The sequence below is a fragment of the Pseudaquabacterium terrae genome (genome assembly GCF_013266755.1).
Taxonomy (GTDB): domain Bacteria; phylum Pseudomonadota; class Gammaproteobacteria; order Burkholderiales; family Burkholderiaceae_C; genus Pseudaquabacterium; species Pseudaquabacterium terrae.
Genome location: NZ_JABRWJ010000004.1, coordinates 255,613 through 274,094 on the forward strand (window position 1 = coordinate 255,613; position 18,482 = coordinate 274,094).

General features: G+C 70.8%; 9 protein-coding genes and 1 tRNA gene. 5 read left to right on the top strand and 5 right to left on the bottom strand.

Going from position 1 to position 18,482, the window contains the following annotated elements:
* Window positions 1–13: 13 nt before the first annotated feature.
* The 5 genes from HLB44_RS13820 to HLB44_RS13840 form a co-directional block, all read right to left on the bottom strand.
* A complete protein-coding gene (locus tag HLB44_RS13820; RefSeq protein WP_173123378.1) occupies window positions 14–1,456 on the bottom strand; it encodes a S41 family peptidase in 1,443 nt (480 codons plus the stop codon).
* A gap of 195 nt (window positions 1,457–1,651) precedes the next feature.
* Window positions 1,652–1,726, bottom strand: a tRNA-Arg gene (locus HLB44_RS13825).
* 36 nt (window positions 1,727–1,762) lie between these two features.
* A complete protein-coding gene (locus HLB44_RS13830; protein WP_173123380.1) occupies window positions 1,763–5,884 on the bottom strand; it encodes a translocation/assembly module TamB domain-containing protein in 4,122 nt (1,373 codons plus the stop codon).
* 10 nt (window positions 5,885–5,894) lie between these two features.
* Window positions 5,895–7,718: a BamA/TamA family outer membrane protein gene (locus HLB44_RS13835; protein WP_173123382.1), complete on the bottom strand. Its 1,824-nt coding sequence runs from the start codon at window positions 7,716–7,718 to the stop codon at window positions 5,895–5,897.
* Complete coding sequence (locus HLB44_RS13840; protein WP_173123384.1) at window positions 7,715–8,887, bottom strand: vWA domain-containing protein; 1,173 nt, start codon at window positions 8,885–8,887, stop codon at window positions 7,715–7,717. Before HLB44_RS13840 ends, HLB44_RS13835 begins: the two co-directional genes overlap by 4 nt.
* Before the next feature lie 152 nt (window positions 8,888–9,039).
* Here HLB44_RS13840 and HLB44_RS13845 point away from each other — a divergent pair, with 152 nt between their 5' ends.
* The 5 genes from HLB44_RS13845 (at window position 9,040) to HLB44_RS13865 (ending at window position 18,473) form a co-directional block, all read left to right on the top strand.
* Window positions 9,040–10,221, top strand: a complete 1,182-nt coding sequence (locus HLB44_RS13845) for a GGDEF domain-containing protein (protein ID WP_173123386.1) — start codon at window positions 9,040–9,042, stop codon at window positions 10,219–10,221.
* A gap of 414 nt (window positions 10,222–10,635) precedes the next feature.
* On the top strand, window positions 10,636–12,219 hold the full coding sequence (mdlC, locus tag HLB44_RS13850; protein WP_173123388.1) for a benzoylformate decarboxylase: 1,584 nt from the start codon (window positions 10,636–10,638) through the stop codon (window positions 12,217–12,219).
* Between the two features lie 11 nt (window positions 12,220–12,230).
* Window positions 12,231–13,202, top strand: coding sequence for a Bug family tripartite tricarboxylate transporter substrate binding protein (locus tag HLB44_RS13855; protein ID WP_173123390.1), 972 nt, complete (start codon window positions 12,231–12,233; stop codon window positions 13,200–13,202).
* Between the two features lie 121 nt (window positions 13,203–13,323).
* The gene (locus HLB44_RS13860; RefSeq protein ID WP_173123392.1) at window positions 13,324–16,875 is read left to right on the top strand and encodes a PAS-domain containing protein; all 3,552 of its coding nucleotides are present in this window, start codon (window positions 13,324–13,326) and stop codon (window positions 16,873–16,875) included.
* On the top strand, window positions 16,872–18,473 hold the full coding sequence (locus tag HLB44_RS13865) for a DUF3369 domain-containing protein (RefSeq protein ID WP_173123394.1): 1,602 nt from the start codon (window positions 16,872–16,874) through the stop codon (window positions 18,471–18,473). Before HLB44_RS13860 ends, HLB44_RS13865 begins: the two co-directional genes overlap by 4 nt.
* Window positions 18,474–18,482 lie beyond the last annotated feature (9 nt).

Consider the following 18,482-nt stretch of genomic DNA (forward strand, 5'->3'; position numbering starts at 1 on the left):
CCGCAGCCGCGCTTTACTTCTTGTCGAGATCGACCTCGGCCTTGCGCTCGCTCATCGTCTTGCTGACGGCGACCGGCTTGCCCTTGAGCTGGTTCAGCGCCTGCTGCAGCGGGAAGTCTTCGGCACTGCCGAATTCCGGCAGCGGCTTCGGCGGCTCCTTGGTCTTCGCGACCTGGTCTTCGAGCTTCTTGCGCGCTTCCTCGCGGGCCTTCTCGCGCGCTTCGTCCTTCTTCTCGTCGCCGCCGTTGGCCAGGTGCTTCTCGAGATCGGCCTCGCGCATGCGCAGCGCGGCGAAGACGTTGCCTTCGGAGGTCTCGTCGAGCCAGATGTCGGGCACGATGCCCTTGGCCTGGATCGAGCGGCCCGCCGGCGTGTAGTAGCGCGCGGTGGTGATCTTCAGCGCGGTCTCGGACGACAGCGGACGCACCGTCTGCACCGAGCCCTTGCCGAAGGTCTGTGCGCCCATCACGGTGGCGCGCTTGTGGTCCTGCAGCGCGCCGGCGACGATCTCGCTGGCCGAGGCCGAGCCTTCATTGACCAGCACCACCAGCGGCACGTTCTTCAGCGCGGCCGGCAGCTTCTTCAGCGGGTCCATGCCGCCGCGGCGCAGGTAGCTCTCGGGCGAGGCCTTCAGCGTGGACTTCGAATCGGGCACCTGGCCGTTGGTGGAGACGACGGTGACATCCTTCGGCAGGAAGGCGGCCGAGATCGCCACGGCGCCCTCGAGCAGGCCGCCCGGGTCGTTGCGCAGATCGAGCACCAGGCCTTTCAGGTTCGGCTCGGTCTTGTAGATCTCTTCGAGCTTGCGCGTGAAGTCTTCGACCGTGCGGTCCTGGAACTGGCTGACGCGCACCCAGGCGTAACCCGGCTCGAGCACCTTCGAGCGCACGCTCTGCACGCGGATTTCCTCGCGCACGATGGTGATCGGGAAGCTGCGGTTCTCGGCCTTGCGGAAGATCGTCAGCTGAACCTTGGTGTTCGGCTCGCCGCGCATGCGCTTGACGGCCTGGTCCATCGTCAGGCCCTTGACGGCGGTGTCGTCGATCTTGGTGATCATGTCGCCGCTCTTCAGGCCGGCGCGGTAGGCGGGCGAGCCCTCGATCGGCGAGACCACTTTGACCAGGCCGTCTTCCATGCCGATCTCGATGCCGACGCCGACGAAGCGGCCGGTCGTGCCTTCGCGGAATTCCTTGAAGCTCTTCTTGTCGAAGTACTGCGAATGCGGATCGAGCCCGGCGACCATGCCGCCGATGGCATCCGAGATCAGCTTCTTTTCGTCGACCGGTTCGACGTAGTCGCTCTTGACCATGCCGAACACGGCCGCGAGCTGCTGCAGCTCTTCGAGCGGCAACGGGGCGAGCGAATTTTTGGCGAAAGCCTGGAGCTGAATGGTTGTCAGCGCCCCCGCAACGGCCCCCAACGTGAGGAGACCTGCGACCTTCAATTTGCCACCCATCATGAAACCTGCCTTCGGCCCGCTGCTGCGGGCCATTCATGTCAAGGCCCCGCAAACTGCGAGGCCTTCCGCCAGCGACTGCGATCAGTATATGACCGCTCCCATGGCAGTGACTGCGATTTCTGCTGAAAGTTGCATCGCCTTTTCGGGCGTTCGTGAAATGGGATACGGCTGGCGGGGCAGAGCGGATGCGAGTGGCGCCCCCGACAGGAATCGAACCTGTATCTGAGACTTAGGAGGTCCCCGTTCTATCCATTGAACTACGGCGGCGGCGCTTGGGCGATTCTCACCTGAAACGCGCAGCGTTCAGTTCCAGCGCCAGGCCCAGATCAGGTCGAGCGAGCTCTCGGCGCCCGACTGCGCGCGCAGCGTGAAGCGCTGGGCGATCCGGTAGATCAGCTGCCAACTGCCGGCGGTGGTGTTGACGCTGCGCTCGTAGCCGACGTACCAGCGCCGCGACAGCTGCTTGCCGAGGCTGACGATGGTCTCGCGCACGTCGCCCTCGGTCTGGCGCACCGAGAAGTCGGTCAGTCCGAGCCGGTTGATCAGGTCGTCGGTCGGCGAATTGCCTTCGCCGGCCAGCAGCGCGACGGCGGCGCGCTGCAGCAGCGCGGTGTCGGTGCGGCCCAGGCCGTCCGGCCCGCGGCCGAGCACCAGCCAGGAGAGCTTGTCGTATTCCGGCATCTCCGGTTCGCTGGTCAACCGGATGCGCGGGTTCTGCGCGGTGCCGATGACGCTGACGCCGACCACGACGTCCAGGTTCGGCCGGATCGCCAGCACGTCCAGCCGCGGGTTGTCGACCGCACCGCTGAAGAACAGCTCCCCGCGCGCGATCTCCAGCTTCTGCCCGTAGGCGGCGTAGGTGCCGCCGACGGTTCGCACGCTGCCGTTCAGCGCCAGCCGGCCACCGGGGGCGCTGATCCGCAGGCTGCCGCGCAGGCCGGTGTCCAGGCCGCGGCCGCGCAGCTGCAGCCGTTCACCGAGCTCGATCGCCAGCGCGACCTCGGCGTTGCGCAGCGGCGCCGGCAGCGCGCGGGCCGCGCGTTCGCGCTCGACGGCGCGGGCGGCGGCGCCGGTGGGCACCGTGGCGCCGTTGCGCGTCACCTGCACGTCCTTGTCCAGCGTCGGCGCATCGGCGCGGCTGACGTCGACCAGCCCTTCGTCGACGCCGAAGCGGCCGGTCAGCCGCAGCATCTTCGGATCCAGCCGCAGATCGGCCTGGCCGGTGGTGACGATGCGGCGGTCGATGCGGCCGAGCAGCCGGAAACGTTCGGCAACCAATGCGATCTGCGCCGACGGCTCGGCCCCCAGCGTCGCGCTGCCGGTCAGGGTCAGCCGACCGTCGCCGCCCTTGAAAGCCAGGCGCTTGATCTCGGCGCGCTCGCCTTCGAGCGTGATCGCCAGCTCGCCGTCGCTCAAATTGACGCCTTCGAGCAGGTTGCGCACCGCGAGCTGGCTGCCGCGCATCTCGCCGCGCAGCTCCGGTGCATTGAAGCGCCCGCCGATCGACGCGCTGGTCTGCAGCGTGCCGCCCAGCCGCCAGCCCGGCGGCACCCAGGTGCCCCAGACGCCGAGGTTCGCCACGCGCATCTGCAGCACGCCCTGCAGCGGCGCATCCGCCGCCGGCCACGAGCGCTCCGGTGTCGTGCGCAGCACCTGCGCGCCGGCCATCTCGCCGATGAGGCGCCCGGCCAGGCCCTGCGCGAACTGCCAGACGCCGTCGTGCGCGCTGAACGCCAGCCGCAGGTCGGTCAGGCCCAGCACCTGGGTCTGGCCGAGCTCGTCGGTGACGCCGAGGTCGCCGCCGCCGCGTTCGAGCACGATGTCGGCGTCGAAACGATCGCTGCTGCGGATGTCGACGCGGCCGCCGAGCGTCAGGTTGCCGCTCCAGCCGAATTCCGGCTCCAGTCGCTTCAGCAGCGCCGCGACATCGAAGGTCTCGAGCTCGCCGGAAACGTTCAGCCGGGCGCTGCCTCCGGAGGCCGCGGCGGCGCGCCAGTCGGCCTGGCGCCAGCGCAACGCGGTGTTCAGCAGCTGCACGCGACCGGGCGCGAGCGCCAGCGACAGCAACCGGCCGTTGGCGTCGAAACGCGCATCGCCGCCCAGGTCGGTGGCGGCGATCCAGGGTTCGGTGCTGCCGTTGTCGCGTGAGCCGCCACGCAGCCTCAGCGCCTGCAGCTGCCAGCGATGGCCGCCCGCATCGGCAGACCAGGCGCCGCGCCCTTCGGCATCCAGCCGCGTGCCGCTGCCGGCCGGGCCGAGCAGCGATTCGCTCCAGGCCGGCGGCTTCAGCGGGCTGGCCGCGGACAGGCGCAGCGTGTGCGCGGCGAGGGTGCCGTCGGCCTGCGCGTCGAGCCGCTCGACCTGCTGTGCGCCGTGCTCGATGCCGCGCGCTTTCAACTGCAAGCTCAGCGGCGCCGTGGCCTGCGCGCCGTGGCGCCAGCTCAGGTCGGCCTCGGCGAGCGCCGCGGCGCGGCTCTTGAGTCCGCGCGCACGCAGCTGGCCGCTGCTGGCCAGCGCCGGCCAGCGGCCTTCGCCGCGCAACTCGCCCTGCAGCTGGCCGGCGCTCGGCCACCAGTCGGCGGCGGCCGGGGCCAGCAATGCGGACAGCGGCGCCAGCGCCGCCAGCGCCGGGGCGTCGGCGCGCAGCTGCCAGCGATCGGCGGCCGGGTCGCGCGCCAGGTGCAGCTCGGCCTGCAGCGTGTTGCCGGCGAGATCGATGGTGCCGTCGAAGCGGCTGCCGTCGGCCCGATTCGAGGCCTTCAGCTGGCCGCCGAGCGCCACGCCCGCCAGCCGGCTCGGCGCCAACGCCAGCTCGGCGTCGCCGTCGAGAGCGCGTTGCCAGCGCGCCAGCAGGTCCTTGCCCGCCGGCAGGCCGCGCCACAGGCCGCGCGCCTTCAGCGTGCCGTTCCACAGGTGCGGACCGCGCCGCCAGGCCGAGCCTTCCGCGCCGCGCCACCACGGCAGCGGATCGAACTGGTCGAGCTGCGCATCGGCGGCGAAGCGCCAGCCCGCGCTCTCCTGCTGCGCCTCGCCGCTGAAACGCGCGAGCGCCTTGCCGGCGCGGGCCTCGGCTTCGTCGATCTTCCAGCGCTGGCCGTCGCCGCCGCCGGCGAAGGCCAGGCGCACCGCCTGGCCGGTGCCGTCGAGCGCCTGGCCGTTCAGCGTCGCCTTCACTGCCAGCACCGGCGCGGCGGGCGTGCTGCTGCCCGGCGCCGGCAGGCCGTCGACCTGCAGGGCCAGCGGGCCGCTGATGCGCACCGGCGCGGCACGGCCATCGAGCCGCGCGGGCTGCACGCCGTCGAGCTGCAGGTCGAGCACCAGCCGGCTGTCGGCCCAGCGGCCGCTGCCGCGCAGCGCGCCGGCGCCGTTCTTCGCATCGCCGAGCTGAAGCACGAACTGCTGCAGCTCGATGCGGTCGCGCTGTCGCGGATCGCCGCTCGCCGTGACCACCAGGCCGTGCAGCGGCAGGCCGGCTTCGTCGAATCGGCCGGGCCGGCCATTGGCCAGCTTGATCTGGGCCGCCACCGGCTGGTCGAGGCCGCGGCTGTCGATCACCGCGCTGCCTTCGATCGACGTCGACGGCAGGCGCGGCGACAGCGCGGCCAGGTCGAAGCCTTGCGTCGTCAGCGTCAGCGCGGCGAGCGGCCACGGCGCAAAAGGCGCGATCTGCGCATCGGCCTGCAAGGCCACCGGCTTGGCGCCGGCGCTGGCCTCGCCTTCGAGCGCCAGCTTGACCGCCAGCCGCTCCAATGGTCCGTTAGCACTGCCTTGGGCCCGCCAGGCCCGCCCGCTGATCGACTGCGCCTGCAGCTGCGCCTCGAGCGGCAGCTTGCCGTCGCTGCCGATCTGCAATCGGCCCTGCACACGGGCCGCTTCCCAGTCGACGCCGAAGCGCTCGAGCTTGTGCACGCCGCCGAGGTGGCCGGCGAGGTCGAGCGCCCCTTGCAGCTTCTGCAGCGGCGGCAACTCGTCGATGCGCAGCGTGTCGACGCGCAGCTCGCCCACCTGCAGCGCCAGCGGCAGCCGCAGCGAGGCGGGCACCGTCACCGGCTTGCCCGATGACGGTGCGCTGTCGAACTGCACGCGCTGCGCGGTGGCCCGGCGCACGCTGAGCGCGTAGCGCGACGGCCAGCGGATGCCCTCGAGCCGCAAACCGTCGATGCGCAGCCGGCCCGCGGCGCCGGGCAGCGCCCAGTCGACCCGGTCGATCGTGACATCACCGCCGGCCATCGTGCCGCGCACGCCTTCTACCTTCAGGCCGGGCACGCGGCCGAGCAGCCAGGGCAAGGCCGGCTCGCCGTACCAGGCGAGCGCGATCAGGCCGGCGACGGTGCCCAGCAGCACGCCCAGCAGCAGCAGGCTGGCCCATAACCAGCGGCGCCGGCGGCGGGGCAGGGGGGCGGGCGGCGGGGCGGTGGTGTCCATGGCAGAGCGGTCAGAACGTGATGCCGACGGTCAGGTGCAAGCGGGCCTTGCGCACCTCTTCACCCCAGGCGAGGTCGACCTTCAGCGGCCCGATCGGGCTGCGCCAGCGCACGCCGACGCCATAACCGAGCGCCGGCTTGAACCCCTTCCATTGGTCGGCGGCACGGCCGGCATCGACGAAGACGGCGCCCCACACCGCCGGCAGCTTCTGCGAGATCGGCCGCGCGAGCTCGACGCTGCTGGTCAGCAGCACGTTGCCGCTGAAGATCTTGCCGTCGCGGCGCGGTGCGAGCTCGCGGTGGCCGTAGCCGCGCACCGAGTCGTCGCCGCCGGCGCGAAAACCGAGCTGGTCGGGCACGCGCACCGCGTCGCGCTTGATGACCTCGCCGGCCTCGACGCGGCCGCTGGCGTACCAGTCGGCGCCGAGCGGCCAGTAGGCGGTGAAGCGGCTGTAGACGCGGGCGAACGGGCCGCTCGTGCCGGCATCGCTTTGCGCCTGGCCGGCGCCCAGCTGCAGCGAGAGGCTGTAGCCGCGCGTCGGCAGCAGCACGCTGTCGAGCCGCCGCAGCACGTAGTGCGCGTTGGCGCTGGTGGCGCGCGCGTCGATGATCGTGCCGTCGTTCAGGCTCTGGCGCGAGCGCAGCAGCTCGCCGAAATACAGGCGTTCGAGCCGCGGCGTGTCGGTGGTGCGGCCCAGGCGCAGGCGCTGCGACAGCACGTCGTCGTCGTCGCCGCGCACGCGCTCGATCTGCACGCCGAGCAGGTTGCGGTAGAAGCCCTGGCCGGGGTGGGTGTAGAAATCGCCGTTCCAGCTCTGCGCATCACGGCCCCATTCGAGCTTGTTGTGCGCGCTGACGGCCCAGCCGAAGAGGCGCCGGTGCGTGTGCTCCAGCGAGGTGCGCGGCCCGGTGTTCGCGCTGAAGCCGACGCCGGCGGTGGCCTGCTGCAGCGGCAGCTCGCGCAGCCGCACCAGCACCGGCGTGGCCAGCGCCGTCGCTGCGTCCGGATCGAAGGTCACCGACACGCCCTCGAACAGGCCGCTCTTCTGCAGCCGGTCCTGGTAGTCGAGCAGGCGCGTCTCGGTCAGCGGCGCGCCGGGACCGAAACCGGCCAGGTGGCGCACGGTGGCCTCGTCGTGCTTCGCGAGGCCTTCGATCTGCACCGGGCCGGCGAGGAACAGCGGGCCCGAGTCGAGCGTGACCTGCACCGCGGCGCTGCGCGCGGCGACATCGACATCGGCGCCGCTGTCGGCGACCGTCGCGGCGGCATATCCGGCGCCGCGCAGCCGGGTCGCGAGCCGCAGCTTGGTGTCGCGCCAGTCGGCATTGCGAAACGGCACGCCCACCGCCAGCGGCCCGGCATCCTCGAGCGTGCGCCGCAGCGCGATGGCATCGCGGTCGCCGGCGACGATACGGCGTTCGAGCTCGCCTTCGGTCTGCAGCCGCACGCTGGCGACGCGCACGCGCGGCCCCGGCTGCACCAGCACGCGCACGCGAACCGGCCGGCCCGTGCTGCGCTCGACCTTGATCTGGGGTTCGAAATAGCCCTCGGTCTGCAGCAGCTCGCGCGCCTGCGCCGGCGCGGCGGCGACCAGGCGCGCCCACTCGGTGTCGTCGAGCGACTCGTCGTCGCCGACCTGCGCGAGCCGCGCCAGGTCGAGGTGCTGTTCGAGCAGCGCCTTCAGCGGCGCGGGCGCCTGGACCTCGAGGTGCAGCGGGGGTGGCGGCTTGGCGGGGTCGTCCTTCAGCTTGGGGTCGAGCAGCGCGCAGCCGCTCGTCAGCAGCACCAGGATCAGCGTGGCCGGCAGGCGCCACGCAGCGGCCCTGATGATCACTTGCTCAACAAGCGCATCGCCGATTCGAGGCCGGCGAGCGTCAGCGGAAACATGCGTTGATTTACCAGCTGCTGAATGATCGAGATGCTCTGGCGGTACTGCCAGACGCCCTGCGGCTCGGGATTGATCCAGGCGAATTTCGGGAAGGCGTTGGTCAGCCGCTGCAGCCATTCGGCGCCGGGTTCCTCGTTGTTGTATTCGACGCTGCCGCCGGGCTGCAGCACCTCGTACGGGCTCATCGTCGCGTCGCCGACGAAGACCAGCTTGTAGTCCTTGTTGTACTTGCGGATCACGTCCCAGGTCGGCATCTTCTCGCTGAAGCGGCGCCGGTTGTTCTTCCACATGAAGTCGTAGACGCAGTTGTGGAAGTAATAGAACTCGAGGTGCTTGAACTCGCTCTTCGCCGCCGAGAAGAGCTCCTCGACGCGGTGGATGTGCTCGTCCATCGTGCCGCCGACGTCCATCAGCAGCAGCACCTTGACCTTGTTGTGGCGCTCGGGCACCAGCTTGATGTCGAGCATGCCGGCGTTGGCGGCGGTGCAGTGGATGGTGTCGTCGAGGTCGAGCTCCTCGGCCGCGCCTTCGCGCGCGAAGCGGCGCAGCCGGCGCAGCGCGACCTTGATGTTGCGGGTGCCGAGCTCAAGCGTGTCGTCGTAGTCCTTGTAGGCGCGCTGGTCCCAGACCTTCACCGCGCTCTTGTTGCGACCCTTGTCCTGGCCGATGCGGATGCCCTGCGGGTTCTGGCCGTAGGCGCCGAAGGGGCTGGTGCCGCCGGTGCCGATCCACTTGCTGCCGCCCTCGTGGCGTTCCTTCTGCTCCTCGAAACGCTTCTTCAGCGTCTCCATCAGCTCGTCCCAGCCCATCTTCTCGATCTTGGCGATCTCCTCGGGGCTCAGGTTGAGCTCGAGGTTCTTGCGCAGCCATTCGAGCGGCACTTCCTTGGTGAAGTCGGCCAGCAGCTCGACGCCCTTGAAATAGGCGCTGAAGGCGCGGTCGAACTTGTCGAACAGCGCCTCGTCCTTGACCAGCGTGGTGCGCGCCAGGTAGTAGAACTCGTCGACCGACGGGCCGATCACCTCGGCCTTGATCGCTTCGAGCAGTGTCAGGTACTCCTTGACCGACACCGGTAACTTGGCCGCACGCAGCGTGTAGAAGAAGTTGATCAGCATGGGCGTGGCCTGGAAGGCATTCGGCGGAAGGCACGAGCATAGCGGCAGCGGCGTGCAGCAGTTCACGGCAGGGACGGGCGGGATGGCATGTTCCATGCCGAGTCACTTCTACTTGTCTCAAGTTGTGAGCGGCCACTGTCGAAGAGCCGTCGATGCTGGGAAACGTCGCCCTCACGATGCTCACGCTGCTGCTGCTGCAGGGCGGGCTGGCGGCCGGCTGGTTGATCGCGGCGCGGGCGCTCGATCTGTCGCGCCGCTCGGCGCGGCATTGGAGCGCTTCGGCGCTGATCGGCGCCGCCGCACTGGCGCTGCTGCTGATGCGCGGCTGGGCGCCGGACTGGGCCGCGGTGGTGCTGGGCAATACCCTGAGCGTGGTCGCGCTGCTGGGAATCCGGCGCGGACTGTTGCACTTCCTGCGCCAGCCGCTGCGCGACAAGGAGTGCGCCGCGGTGGTCGGGCTGACGCTGGCGGCGCAGCTCGGCTGCGCGCTGCTGCCCGAGCCTTTCGCCGGGCCGGCGCGGGTGATGGCCGTCTGCGTCGCGATGGCCTGGGTGCTGATGCGTTGCGCGCTGCAGAGCTACCCGGCGCTGAAGCGCGAGTTCGGCGAGCGCCGCGCTTTCCTGCTGGTCTCGCCGCAGGTTGCCGGCGTGGCGTTGTTCCTGCTGCGCGGGCTGATCGGCTTGGTGCCGGGCGGACCGGCGCTGCATGCCTTGCCGGCCGACACGCCGCTGAACATCGCCTCGGCGCTGCTGATCCTGTTGCTGACGCTGCTGCTGCACGGCCACCTGGCGCTGATGGTGCTCATGCGGCTGGTGCGGCGGTTGCGGCACCTGTCGCAGCGCGACGCGTTGACGGGCCTGTACAACCGCGCCGAGTGGAACCGCCAGCTCGAGGCCCAGCACCGCTGGCTCGGCCGCTTCAACGAGCCCTTCGGCGTGCTGATGATCGACATCGATCACTTCAAGAAGATCAACGACACGATGGGCCATGCCGCCGGCGATGCGGTGCTGCTGACCGCCGCGCAGGTGCTGCTGGCCTCGGCGCGGGATGTCGACGTCGTCGGGCGCCTCGGCGGCGAGGAGTTCGGCGTGCTGCTGCCGCGCACCGAGCAGATGGCCGTGCGGCGCGCCGCCGAACGGCTGCGCCAGCTGCTGTGCGATGCCGAGACGACCTGGCGCGGCAAGCAGATCAAGCTGACGGTGTCGATCGGCGCCGCGCTCTGCAACGATGCCGACGAGTCGCCGGCACACGTGCTCGAACGCGCCGACCATGCGCTCTACCAGGCCAAGAACACCGGCCGCAACCGGACGGTGGTCGCTCGTTTGGCAAGCTAGCATCTTGAGCGTCATGGGCCCAGTGCGGTCGTTTGGCGCCGTACCGCGCATGCGCAGACAGAGCGAGCCAAGGACATGGGGTACCCACTGCCGCTCGTGTCCCCCGGTCGCTCCGCTCCCTCCTCCTCTTACCTCGCTGCAGCGGGTACCCCATGTCCTTGGCAACGGCACCGCGGTGGCGTGCGAAGAATCAATTCCAGGGCCGTGCCGGATCAGGACGGCAGGGTGCCCTGTGGAGCGAGGTAAGAGGAGGAGGGAGCGGAGCGACCGGGGGACACGAGCGCAACAGGGCACCCTGGCGGCCTGATCTCGCTGAGTCCGCCCTTGCTGGCAGATGGGCGTCAGCACCAATTCCATCGCAACGCCGGGCTGCCGATACTGCGTCGGTTCCATCTCGACGAAGGAGACACGCCGATGTCCGGTCCCACGGTGCGCGACGCCGTGCTCGCGCTGCTGCGCGCGCACGGCATCACGACGATCTTCGGCAATCCCGGCTCGACCGAGCTGCCGCTGGTGCGGAATTTCCCGCCCGACTTCCGCTATGTGCTCGGGCTGCAGGAGTCGGTCGTCGTCGGGATGGCCGATGGGTTCGCGCAGGCGACGCGCAACGCGGCCTTCGTCAACCTGCATTCGGCCGCCGGCGTCGGCCATGCGATGGGCAACCTGTTCACGGCGCACAAGAACCGCACGCCGCTCGTGGTCACCGCCGGCCAGCAGGCGCGCTCGATGCTGCCCTTCGAGCCCTTCCTGTACTCGGCGCAGGCCACCGAGCTGCCCAAGCCCTACGTCAAGTGGAGCTGCGAGCCGGCGCGCGCCGAGGACGTGCCGCTGGCGCTCGAGCGCGGCTACCACGTCGCGATGCAGGAGCCGCGCGGGCCGGTGCTGGTGTCGATCCCGGCCGACGACTGGGACCGGCCGGCCGCGCCCGTCGTGGTACGCCGCGTCGCGCAGACGACGCGCCCCGATGCGGCGCTGCTCGCGCAGCTGGGTGCGGCGCTCGACGCGTGCACGCGGCCAGTCTTCGTGATCGGCGCGGCGGTCGACCGCGGCGGCGCGTGGGACCCGGTGGTCGCGTTGGCCGAGCGCCACCGGGCACGCGTCTTCGCGGCGCCGATGTCCGGGCGCTGCGGCTTTCCCGAGGACCATGCGCTGTTCGCCGGCTTCCTGCCGCCGCTGCGCGAGCGCATCGTCGAGCTGCTGGCGGGACACGACCTGGTGCTGTCGATCGGGGCACCGGTGTTCACCTACCACGTCGAAGGGTTCGGTCCGCACCTGCCCGAAGCTGCTTCGCTGTGGCTGCTGACCGAGGACCCGACGATCGCCGCCTGGGCGCCGGTGGGCACGGCGCTGGTCGGTGGCCTGCAGCCGGCGCTGGCCGAGCTGCTGGAGCGGCCCGCGCCGCCGCCTCGTGACGCGCCGCCGCTGCGCTCGGCTGCGCCGCACATCGCGCCGCCGCCGCCCGGCGAGCGCCTGTCGGTCGCCTTCGTGCTGCAGACGCTGGCCGCGCTGCGCGATCCCGCGAGCATCGTCGTCGAAGAGGCGCCGAGCGCGCGGACGGTGATGCAGCGCCACCTGCCGTTCACCTGCAGCGAGACCTTCTACACGATGTGCAGCGGCGGCCTCGGCTGGGGGCTGCCGGCGGCGGTCGGCATTGCGCTGGCGCGGCCGCAGGCCAAGGTCATCGCACTGATCGGCGACGGCTCGAGCCTGTACGCGATCCAGGCGCTGTGGAGCGCGGCGCAGTTGCAGCTGCCGATGACCTTCCTGATCCTGAACAACGGGCGTTATGCCGCGCTGCAGGACTTCGCGCCGGTGTTCGGCTTCGCGCGCGACGAGCCGGTGCCCGGCACCGCGCTGCCGGACATCGACTTCGTCGGCCTGGCCCGCGCGCAGGGCTGCGAAGCCCAACGCGTGAAAGACGCGGCCAGCCTGGCCGAGGTGCTGCGCGCGGCGCTGGCCGCACCGCGGCCGACGCTGATCGACATCGAAGTCGCCTGAGGAGACACGCCATGCGCCGCCATCCGACCCGCCGCGAGCTGCTGCTCGCCGCCACCGCCGCGTTCCCGGGCGTCGCCGCCGCGCAGGCCTGGCCGAGCAAGCCGCTGCGAGTCATCGTCAACTTCCCGCCCGGCGGCGCCGCCGACCAGATCGCACGTGTCATCGCGCAGCCGCTGCAGGAAGCGCTGGGCCAGCCGGTGGTGGTCGAGAACCGCGCCGGCTCGGGCGGCAACCTGGGCGGCGATGCGGTCGCCAAGGCCGCGCCCGACGGCTACACGCTGCTGATGAGCTCGGGCGGCATGGTGTCGGTGAACCCGCACATCTATCCGAAGATGTCGTTCAACCCGGCGAAGGACCTGCAGCCGGTGGCCGCGGCGGCGCGCGTGCTGGTGTTCCTGGTCGTCAAGCCGGAGTACCCGGCGCGTGACGCGCGGGCTTTCCTCGCCGATCTGAAGCTTAATCCGGGCAAGCGCAGCTTCGGCTCGCCGGGCAACGGCAGCTCGCCGCACCTGGCGGCCGAGATGATGAAGTCGCAGGCGGGGGTGTTCGCGGTGCACGTGCCGTACCGCGGCGCGGCGCCGGCGCTGACCGACCTGCTCGGCGGGCAGCTCGACTTCCTGTTCGACCCCGGCATCGGATTGCCGCATGTCAAGGCCGGGCGCCTGCGTTTGCTGGCCGTCGGCAGCCTGAAGCGCTCGCCGCTGTTTCCCGACGTGCCGACACTCGACGAGGTCGGCCTGAAGGGCTTCGATGCCGACACGGTGTTCGGCTTCTACGCGCCCGCCGGCACGCCGGCCGAGGTGGTCGCGCGGCTGAACCAGGAGGTCAACCGCATCCTCGGCACGGCCGCGGTCAAGGAGCGCATCGCCGCCCTCGGCGGCGAGCCGGCGCCGATGACGCCGGCGCAGTTCCAGACCAAGGCGGCCGAGGATTCGTTGCGCTTCGGCGCCATCATCAGGGAACGCCGCATCGTCGGCGACTGACCTCCCGTAGCACGCACCCCCCGGCAAGCCCGGTGTTGCGCGGCCGCCGCCCGCGGCGCAGACTGCAACGGCCACGGCGCAGTGCGGCGCCGCCGGCGCCGTGCAACCGAGCTGGAGCCCCATGGGCGGTGTCTTCGTGGCCGCGGTCGGCGCGGCTTACCTGTACCTGCTGTTCGCAGTCGCGCATGCGATCGACCGGCCCGAGCGCCGTGCTGCCAGCGGCGGCGCCGGCGCCGCGTGGATCTACGCGTTGTCGATCGCCGTCTACTGCACCTCGTGGACCTTCTACGGCAGCGTCGGCCGCTCGGCGGCCGACGGCATCGGCTTCCTGCCGATCTACATCGGCCCGATCCTGGTCTTCGTCTTCGGCCAGCCGCTGCTGCGCAAGATCGTGCGCATCGCCAAGGCCCAGCACATCACGACGATCGCCGACTTCATCTCGGCACGCTACGGCAAGGACCAGGCGCTGGCCGGCATCGTCACGGTGATCGCGGTGATCGGCATCACGCCGTACATCTCGCTGCAGCTGAAGGCGGTGTCGTCGAGTTTCGAGATCCTGCGCCGCTATCCGTCGGTCGCAGCGCCGCCGGCGCTGGCGCAGACGCCGCTGCTCGAGGACACCGCGCTCTACGTCGCGCTGCTGATGGCCTTGTTCGTGATCGTCTTCGGCACGCGCCAGGTCGATGCCACCGAACAGCACCGCGGCATGGTCGGGGCGGTCGCGCTGGAGTCGCTGGTCAAGCTGCTGGCCTTCCTGGCGGTCGGGCTGTACGTCACGTTCGGCCTGTTCGGCGGCCTGGAGGAGCTGTTCACGCGCGCCGCCGCGAGCGAGCGGCTGGCGCCGCTGCTGGACTTCGGCGCGGCGCTCGGCAGCGGGCGCTTCTGGGCGCTCACCGGGCTCGCGGCGATGGCGATCATCTGCCTGCCGCGGCAGTTCCAGGTCACGGTGGTCGAGAACACCGACGAGCGCCACCTCGCGCGGGCGCGCTGGACCTTCCCGCTGTACCTGGTGCTGATCAACCTGTTCGTGCTGCCGATCGCACTCGCCGGGCTGCTGAGCTTCGAGCCCGGCCGCGTCAGCGCCGATACCTTCGTGCTGACCCTGCCGATCGCCGGCGAGCAGCGCGTGCTGGCGCTGCTGGCCTTCATCGGCGGTCTGTCGGCGGCCACCGGGATGATCATCGTCGAGACCATCGCGCTGGCGACGATGATCTGCAACGACCTGGTGATGCCGCTGGCGCTGCGCGGCGCGGCGATGCGGGGCGCCGGCGACCTCGGGCCGCGCGTCAAGGCGATCCGCCGCGCGGCGATCGTCTTCGTGCTCCTGCTGGGTTACGCCTACGTGCGCGGCGTCGGCGACTCGTACGCGCTGGTCAGCATCGGTCTGGTGTCCTTCGCCGCCGCCGCGCAGTTCGCGCCGGCGCTGGTGATCGGGCTGTACTGGAAGGACGGCAAGCGCCAGGGCGCGCTGGCCGGCTTGGTCGCCGGGTTCGCAGTCTGGACCTACACCCTGCTGCTGCCATCGTTCGCGCGCTCGGGCTGGCTCGATGCCGGCTTCGTCCAGCAGGGCCTCTTCGGCCTGGCGTGGCTGAAACCGCAGGCGCTGTTCGGACTCGGCGGGCTCGACGAGATCAGCCACAGCCTGCTGTGGAGCATGGCCGCGAACGTCGGCGCCTACGTGCTGGTGTCGCTGCGCGCCGGCACCGACTTGGTCGAACGCGCGCAGGCGCAGGCCTTCGTCGATGTCTTCGCGCACGCCGCACCGGTGCTGCCGCGCAGCTGGTCGGCGCCGGTGACCGAAGGCGAGCTGATGACGCTGGCGAGCCGCTTCGTCGAAGCGCCGCGCGTGCAGCAGGCCTATGCCGGCTTTGCCGCGCAGCGCCGGCGCGCGGCCGATCCGGCGCAGCGCGCGGACGTCGAGACGGTGAACTTCAGCGAGCGGCTGCTGGCCGGCGCGATCGGCTCGGCGCTGGCGCGCGTGGTCGTCGCATCGGCGATTCGCGAGCGTCAGGCGAGCCTCGACGGCGTGATCCAGATGCTGTCCGAGGCCTCGCAGGCGATCCAGACCAATTGGGAGTTGTTGCGCGAGACGATCGAGAACGTCTCGCAGGGCATCAACATGTTCGATGCCGAGCTGCGGCTGGTGGTGTGGAACCAGCGCCTGCTCGAGCTGCTGGACCTGCCGCCGCGCTTCGGCGCCGTGGGCATCCGCTTCGAGGACATCATCCGCTTCAACGCCGAGCGCGGCGAGTACGGCACCGACGATGTCGAGGCTTACGTCGCCGAGCGCGTCGCGCTGATGCACCAGTCGCACGTGTTCGAGCGCGAGCGGCCGAACGGCACGGTGATCGAGGTCCACGGCAAGCCGCTGGCCAATGGCGGCTTCATCTCGACGATCACCGACATCACCGAGCGCAAGCGCGCCGAGCAGGCGCTGCGCCGCGCCTACGACGAGCTGGAGCAGCGCGTCGAGGAGCGCACCGCCGAGCTGCGCGGCAGCCAGGCGCGCTTCCGCGACTTCGCCGAGTCGGCCTCCGACTGGTTCTGGGAAACCGATGCCGAGCTGAAGCTGACCTTCGTCTCCGACCGCTACTACGAGGACACCGGCATGACGCCGGCGCAGGTGATGGGGCGCGACTTCTGGGCGCTGGCCCGCGCCGACGGCGACGGGCAGCGCACGCAGCCCTACCGCAGCGCGGTGCAGCAGCGGCGCGCCTTCCGCGGGCTCGAAGCCTCGGTGAAGAGCCGCGACGGCAGCACGCTGCACCTGCGCATCAGCGGCAAGCCGTTCAACGATGCCGACGGCTGCTTCGCCGGCTACCGCGGCACCACCGCCGACGTCACGCAGCTGGTGCGCGCGCAGGACGAGCTGCTGCACTCGGAACGCCTGGCCGCGCTGGGCTCGCTGGTGGCCGGCGTCGCGCACGAGATCAACACGCCGGTCGGCCTCGGGCTGACGGCGGCGACCTATCTCGAGGAGCAGGTGCGCCAGTTCGAGCAGCTGTATGCCGCCGGCCATGTGCGCCGCGGCGACGTCGACCAGCTGCTGCGCGCCGGCGCCGAGGCCAGCAGCTCGATCGCCAGCAACCTGCGCCGCGCCGCCGAGCTGGTGCGCAGCTTCAAGCTCGTGGCGGTCGACCAGTCGAGCGAGCAGCGGCGCCGCTTCAACCTCGGCGCCTACCTGGAGGACGTGGTGCGCAGCCTGCAGCCGAAACTCAAGCGCACGCCCTTCCGCATCGAGGTGCGCTGCCCGCCGGACATCGAGCTGCTGAGCTATCCCGGCGCCTACTCGCAGGTGCTGACCAACCTGGTGATGAACTCGCTGATCCACGGCTTCGACGGCCGCAGCGCCGGCCGCATCGAGCTCGACGTGACGCAGGCGCCGGGGCAGGTCGTGCTGACCTACCGCGACGACGGCCAGGGCATGCCGGCGGAACACGTGCGGCGCATGTTCGACCCGTTCTTCACGACGCGGCGCGGCCAGGGCGGCAGCGGGCTCGGCCTGCACGTCGTGTACAACGTGATCACGCGGACACTGCATGGCCGCATCGAGGGCCACAGTGCACCGGGTGAAGGCGTCAGCTACCGCATCGAGATTCCGATCGACATCACCGGCGACGACGTCGCGGCCGACCGGCCCGCGACGACCTCCGCCGCAGGAGCGAATCCATGACCATCCGGCATGAACCCACCGGCAGCATGCCGTTCGATGCGACGCAGCCCTTCGTGCCGCTGGACGATGTGCCGGAGCCGGCGCAGCACGGCGGCGCGACGCCGTGGAAGATCATCATCGCCGACGACGACGACGCGGTGCACGGCATCTCGAAGATGGTGCTGCGCGACTTCCGCTTCGAGGGCCGTTACCTGCACTTCCTGAGCGCGCATTCGGGCGAGGCGACGCGCCGGCTGGTGGCCGAGCATCCGGATGCCGCGATCCTGCTGCTCGACGTCGTGATGGAGACCGAGAACGCCGGGCTCGACGTCGTGCGCCACGTGCGCGACGTGCTGCGCAATCCGTTCATCCGCATCATCCTGCGCACCGGCCAGCCGGGCCAGGCGCCGGAGAGCTGGGTCGTCGTCAACTACGACATCAACGACTACAAGGAGAAGACCGAGCTGACGGCGCAGAAGCTGGTGACGACGGTGATCGCCGCGTTGCGCGCCTACCGCGACATCCAGGTCATCGAGCGCAGCCGGCGCGGGCTGGAGCAGATCATCGAGGCCTCGCGCAACCTGTTCGAGCCGCAGTCGCTGGCGCAGTTCTCGAAAGGCGTGCTGCAGCAGCTCACCGCCTTGCTGCACCTGGGCGCCGACAGCGTGCACCTGAAGTCCGCCGGCTTCGCGGCCGAGCGCGAGACCGACACCGAAAACGCCGAATTCCACATCCTCGCGGGCACCGGCGTCTACGAGTCCACCGTCGGCCGCCGCATGGCCGAGGCCGTGCCGGGCGCCGTCGTGCGGCGGCTGCTGCAGGCGCGCGACGCGCGCCAGACGCTGATCGATGCCAATGACTTCGTCGGTTATTTCCGCAGCTCGACGCTGACCGAGAACCTGGTCTACCTGCACACGCGCCGGCTGCTCAACGACGTCGACGCCGACCTGCTGCAGCTGTTCGCCAGCAACGTCGGCATCGCCTTCGACAACGTGCACCTGAACGAGGAGCTGACGAACGCGCAGCTCGAGCTGGTCCACATGCTGTGCGAGCTGATCGAGGCGCGCTCGAGCGACACCGGCCGGCACGTCGTGCGCGTCGGCGAGTTCTCGTGCCGCCTCGGGCAGCTGATCGGGCTGCCCGAGCGCGAATGCCAGCTGCTGCGCCAGGCCGCGCCGATGCACGACCTGGGCAAGATCGCGATCCCCGACGCGATCCTGTGCCAGCCGGGCCGGCTCGATGCGGCGCAGTTCGAGGTCATCAAGACGCACACGACGATCGGCCACCGGCTGCTGGCGCGTTCACGGCGCCCCGCGATGCGCGCGGCCGCGCTGATCGCGCAGCAGCACCACGAGAGCTGGGACGGCGGCGGTTATCCCGACGGCCGGCGCGGCGAGCAGATCCACCTGTACGGCCGCATCGTCGGCCTGGCCGATACCTTCGACGCCCTGGCGAACAAGCGCGTGCACAAGGCGGCCTGGCCGATGCACCAGGTGATGGACTACGTGCAGGGGCAGAGCGGCGCGCGCTTCGACCCGCGCCTGGTGCGCGTGCTGAACGAACACCTCGAGGACTTCGTCCGCATCCAGGAAGACCACCCCGACGCGGCGGCGGCGTAGTCTGAGGCG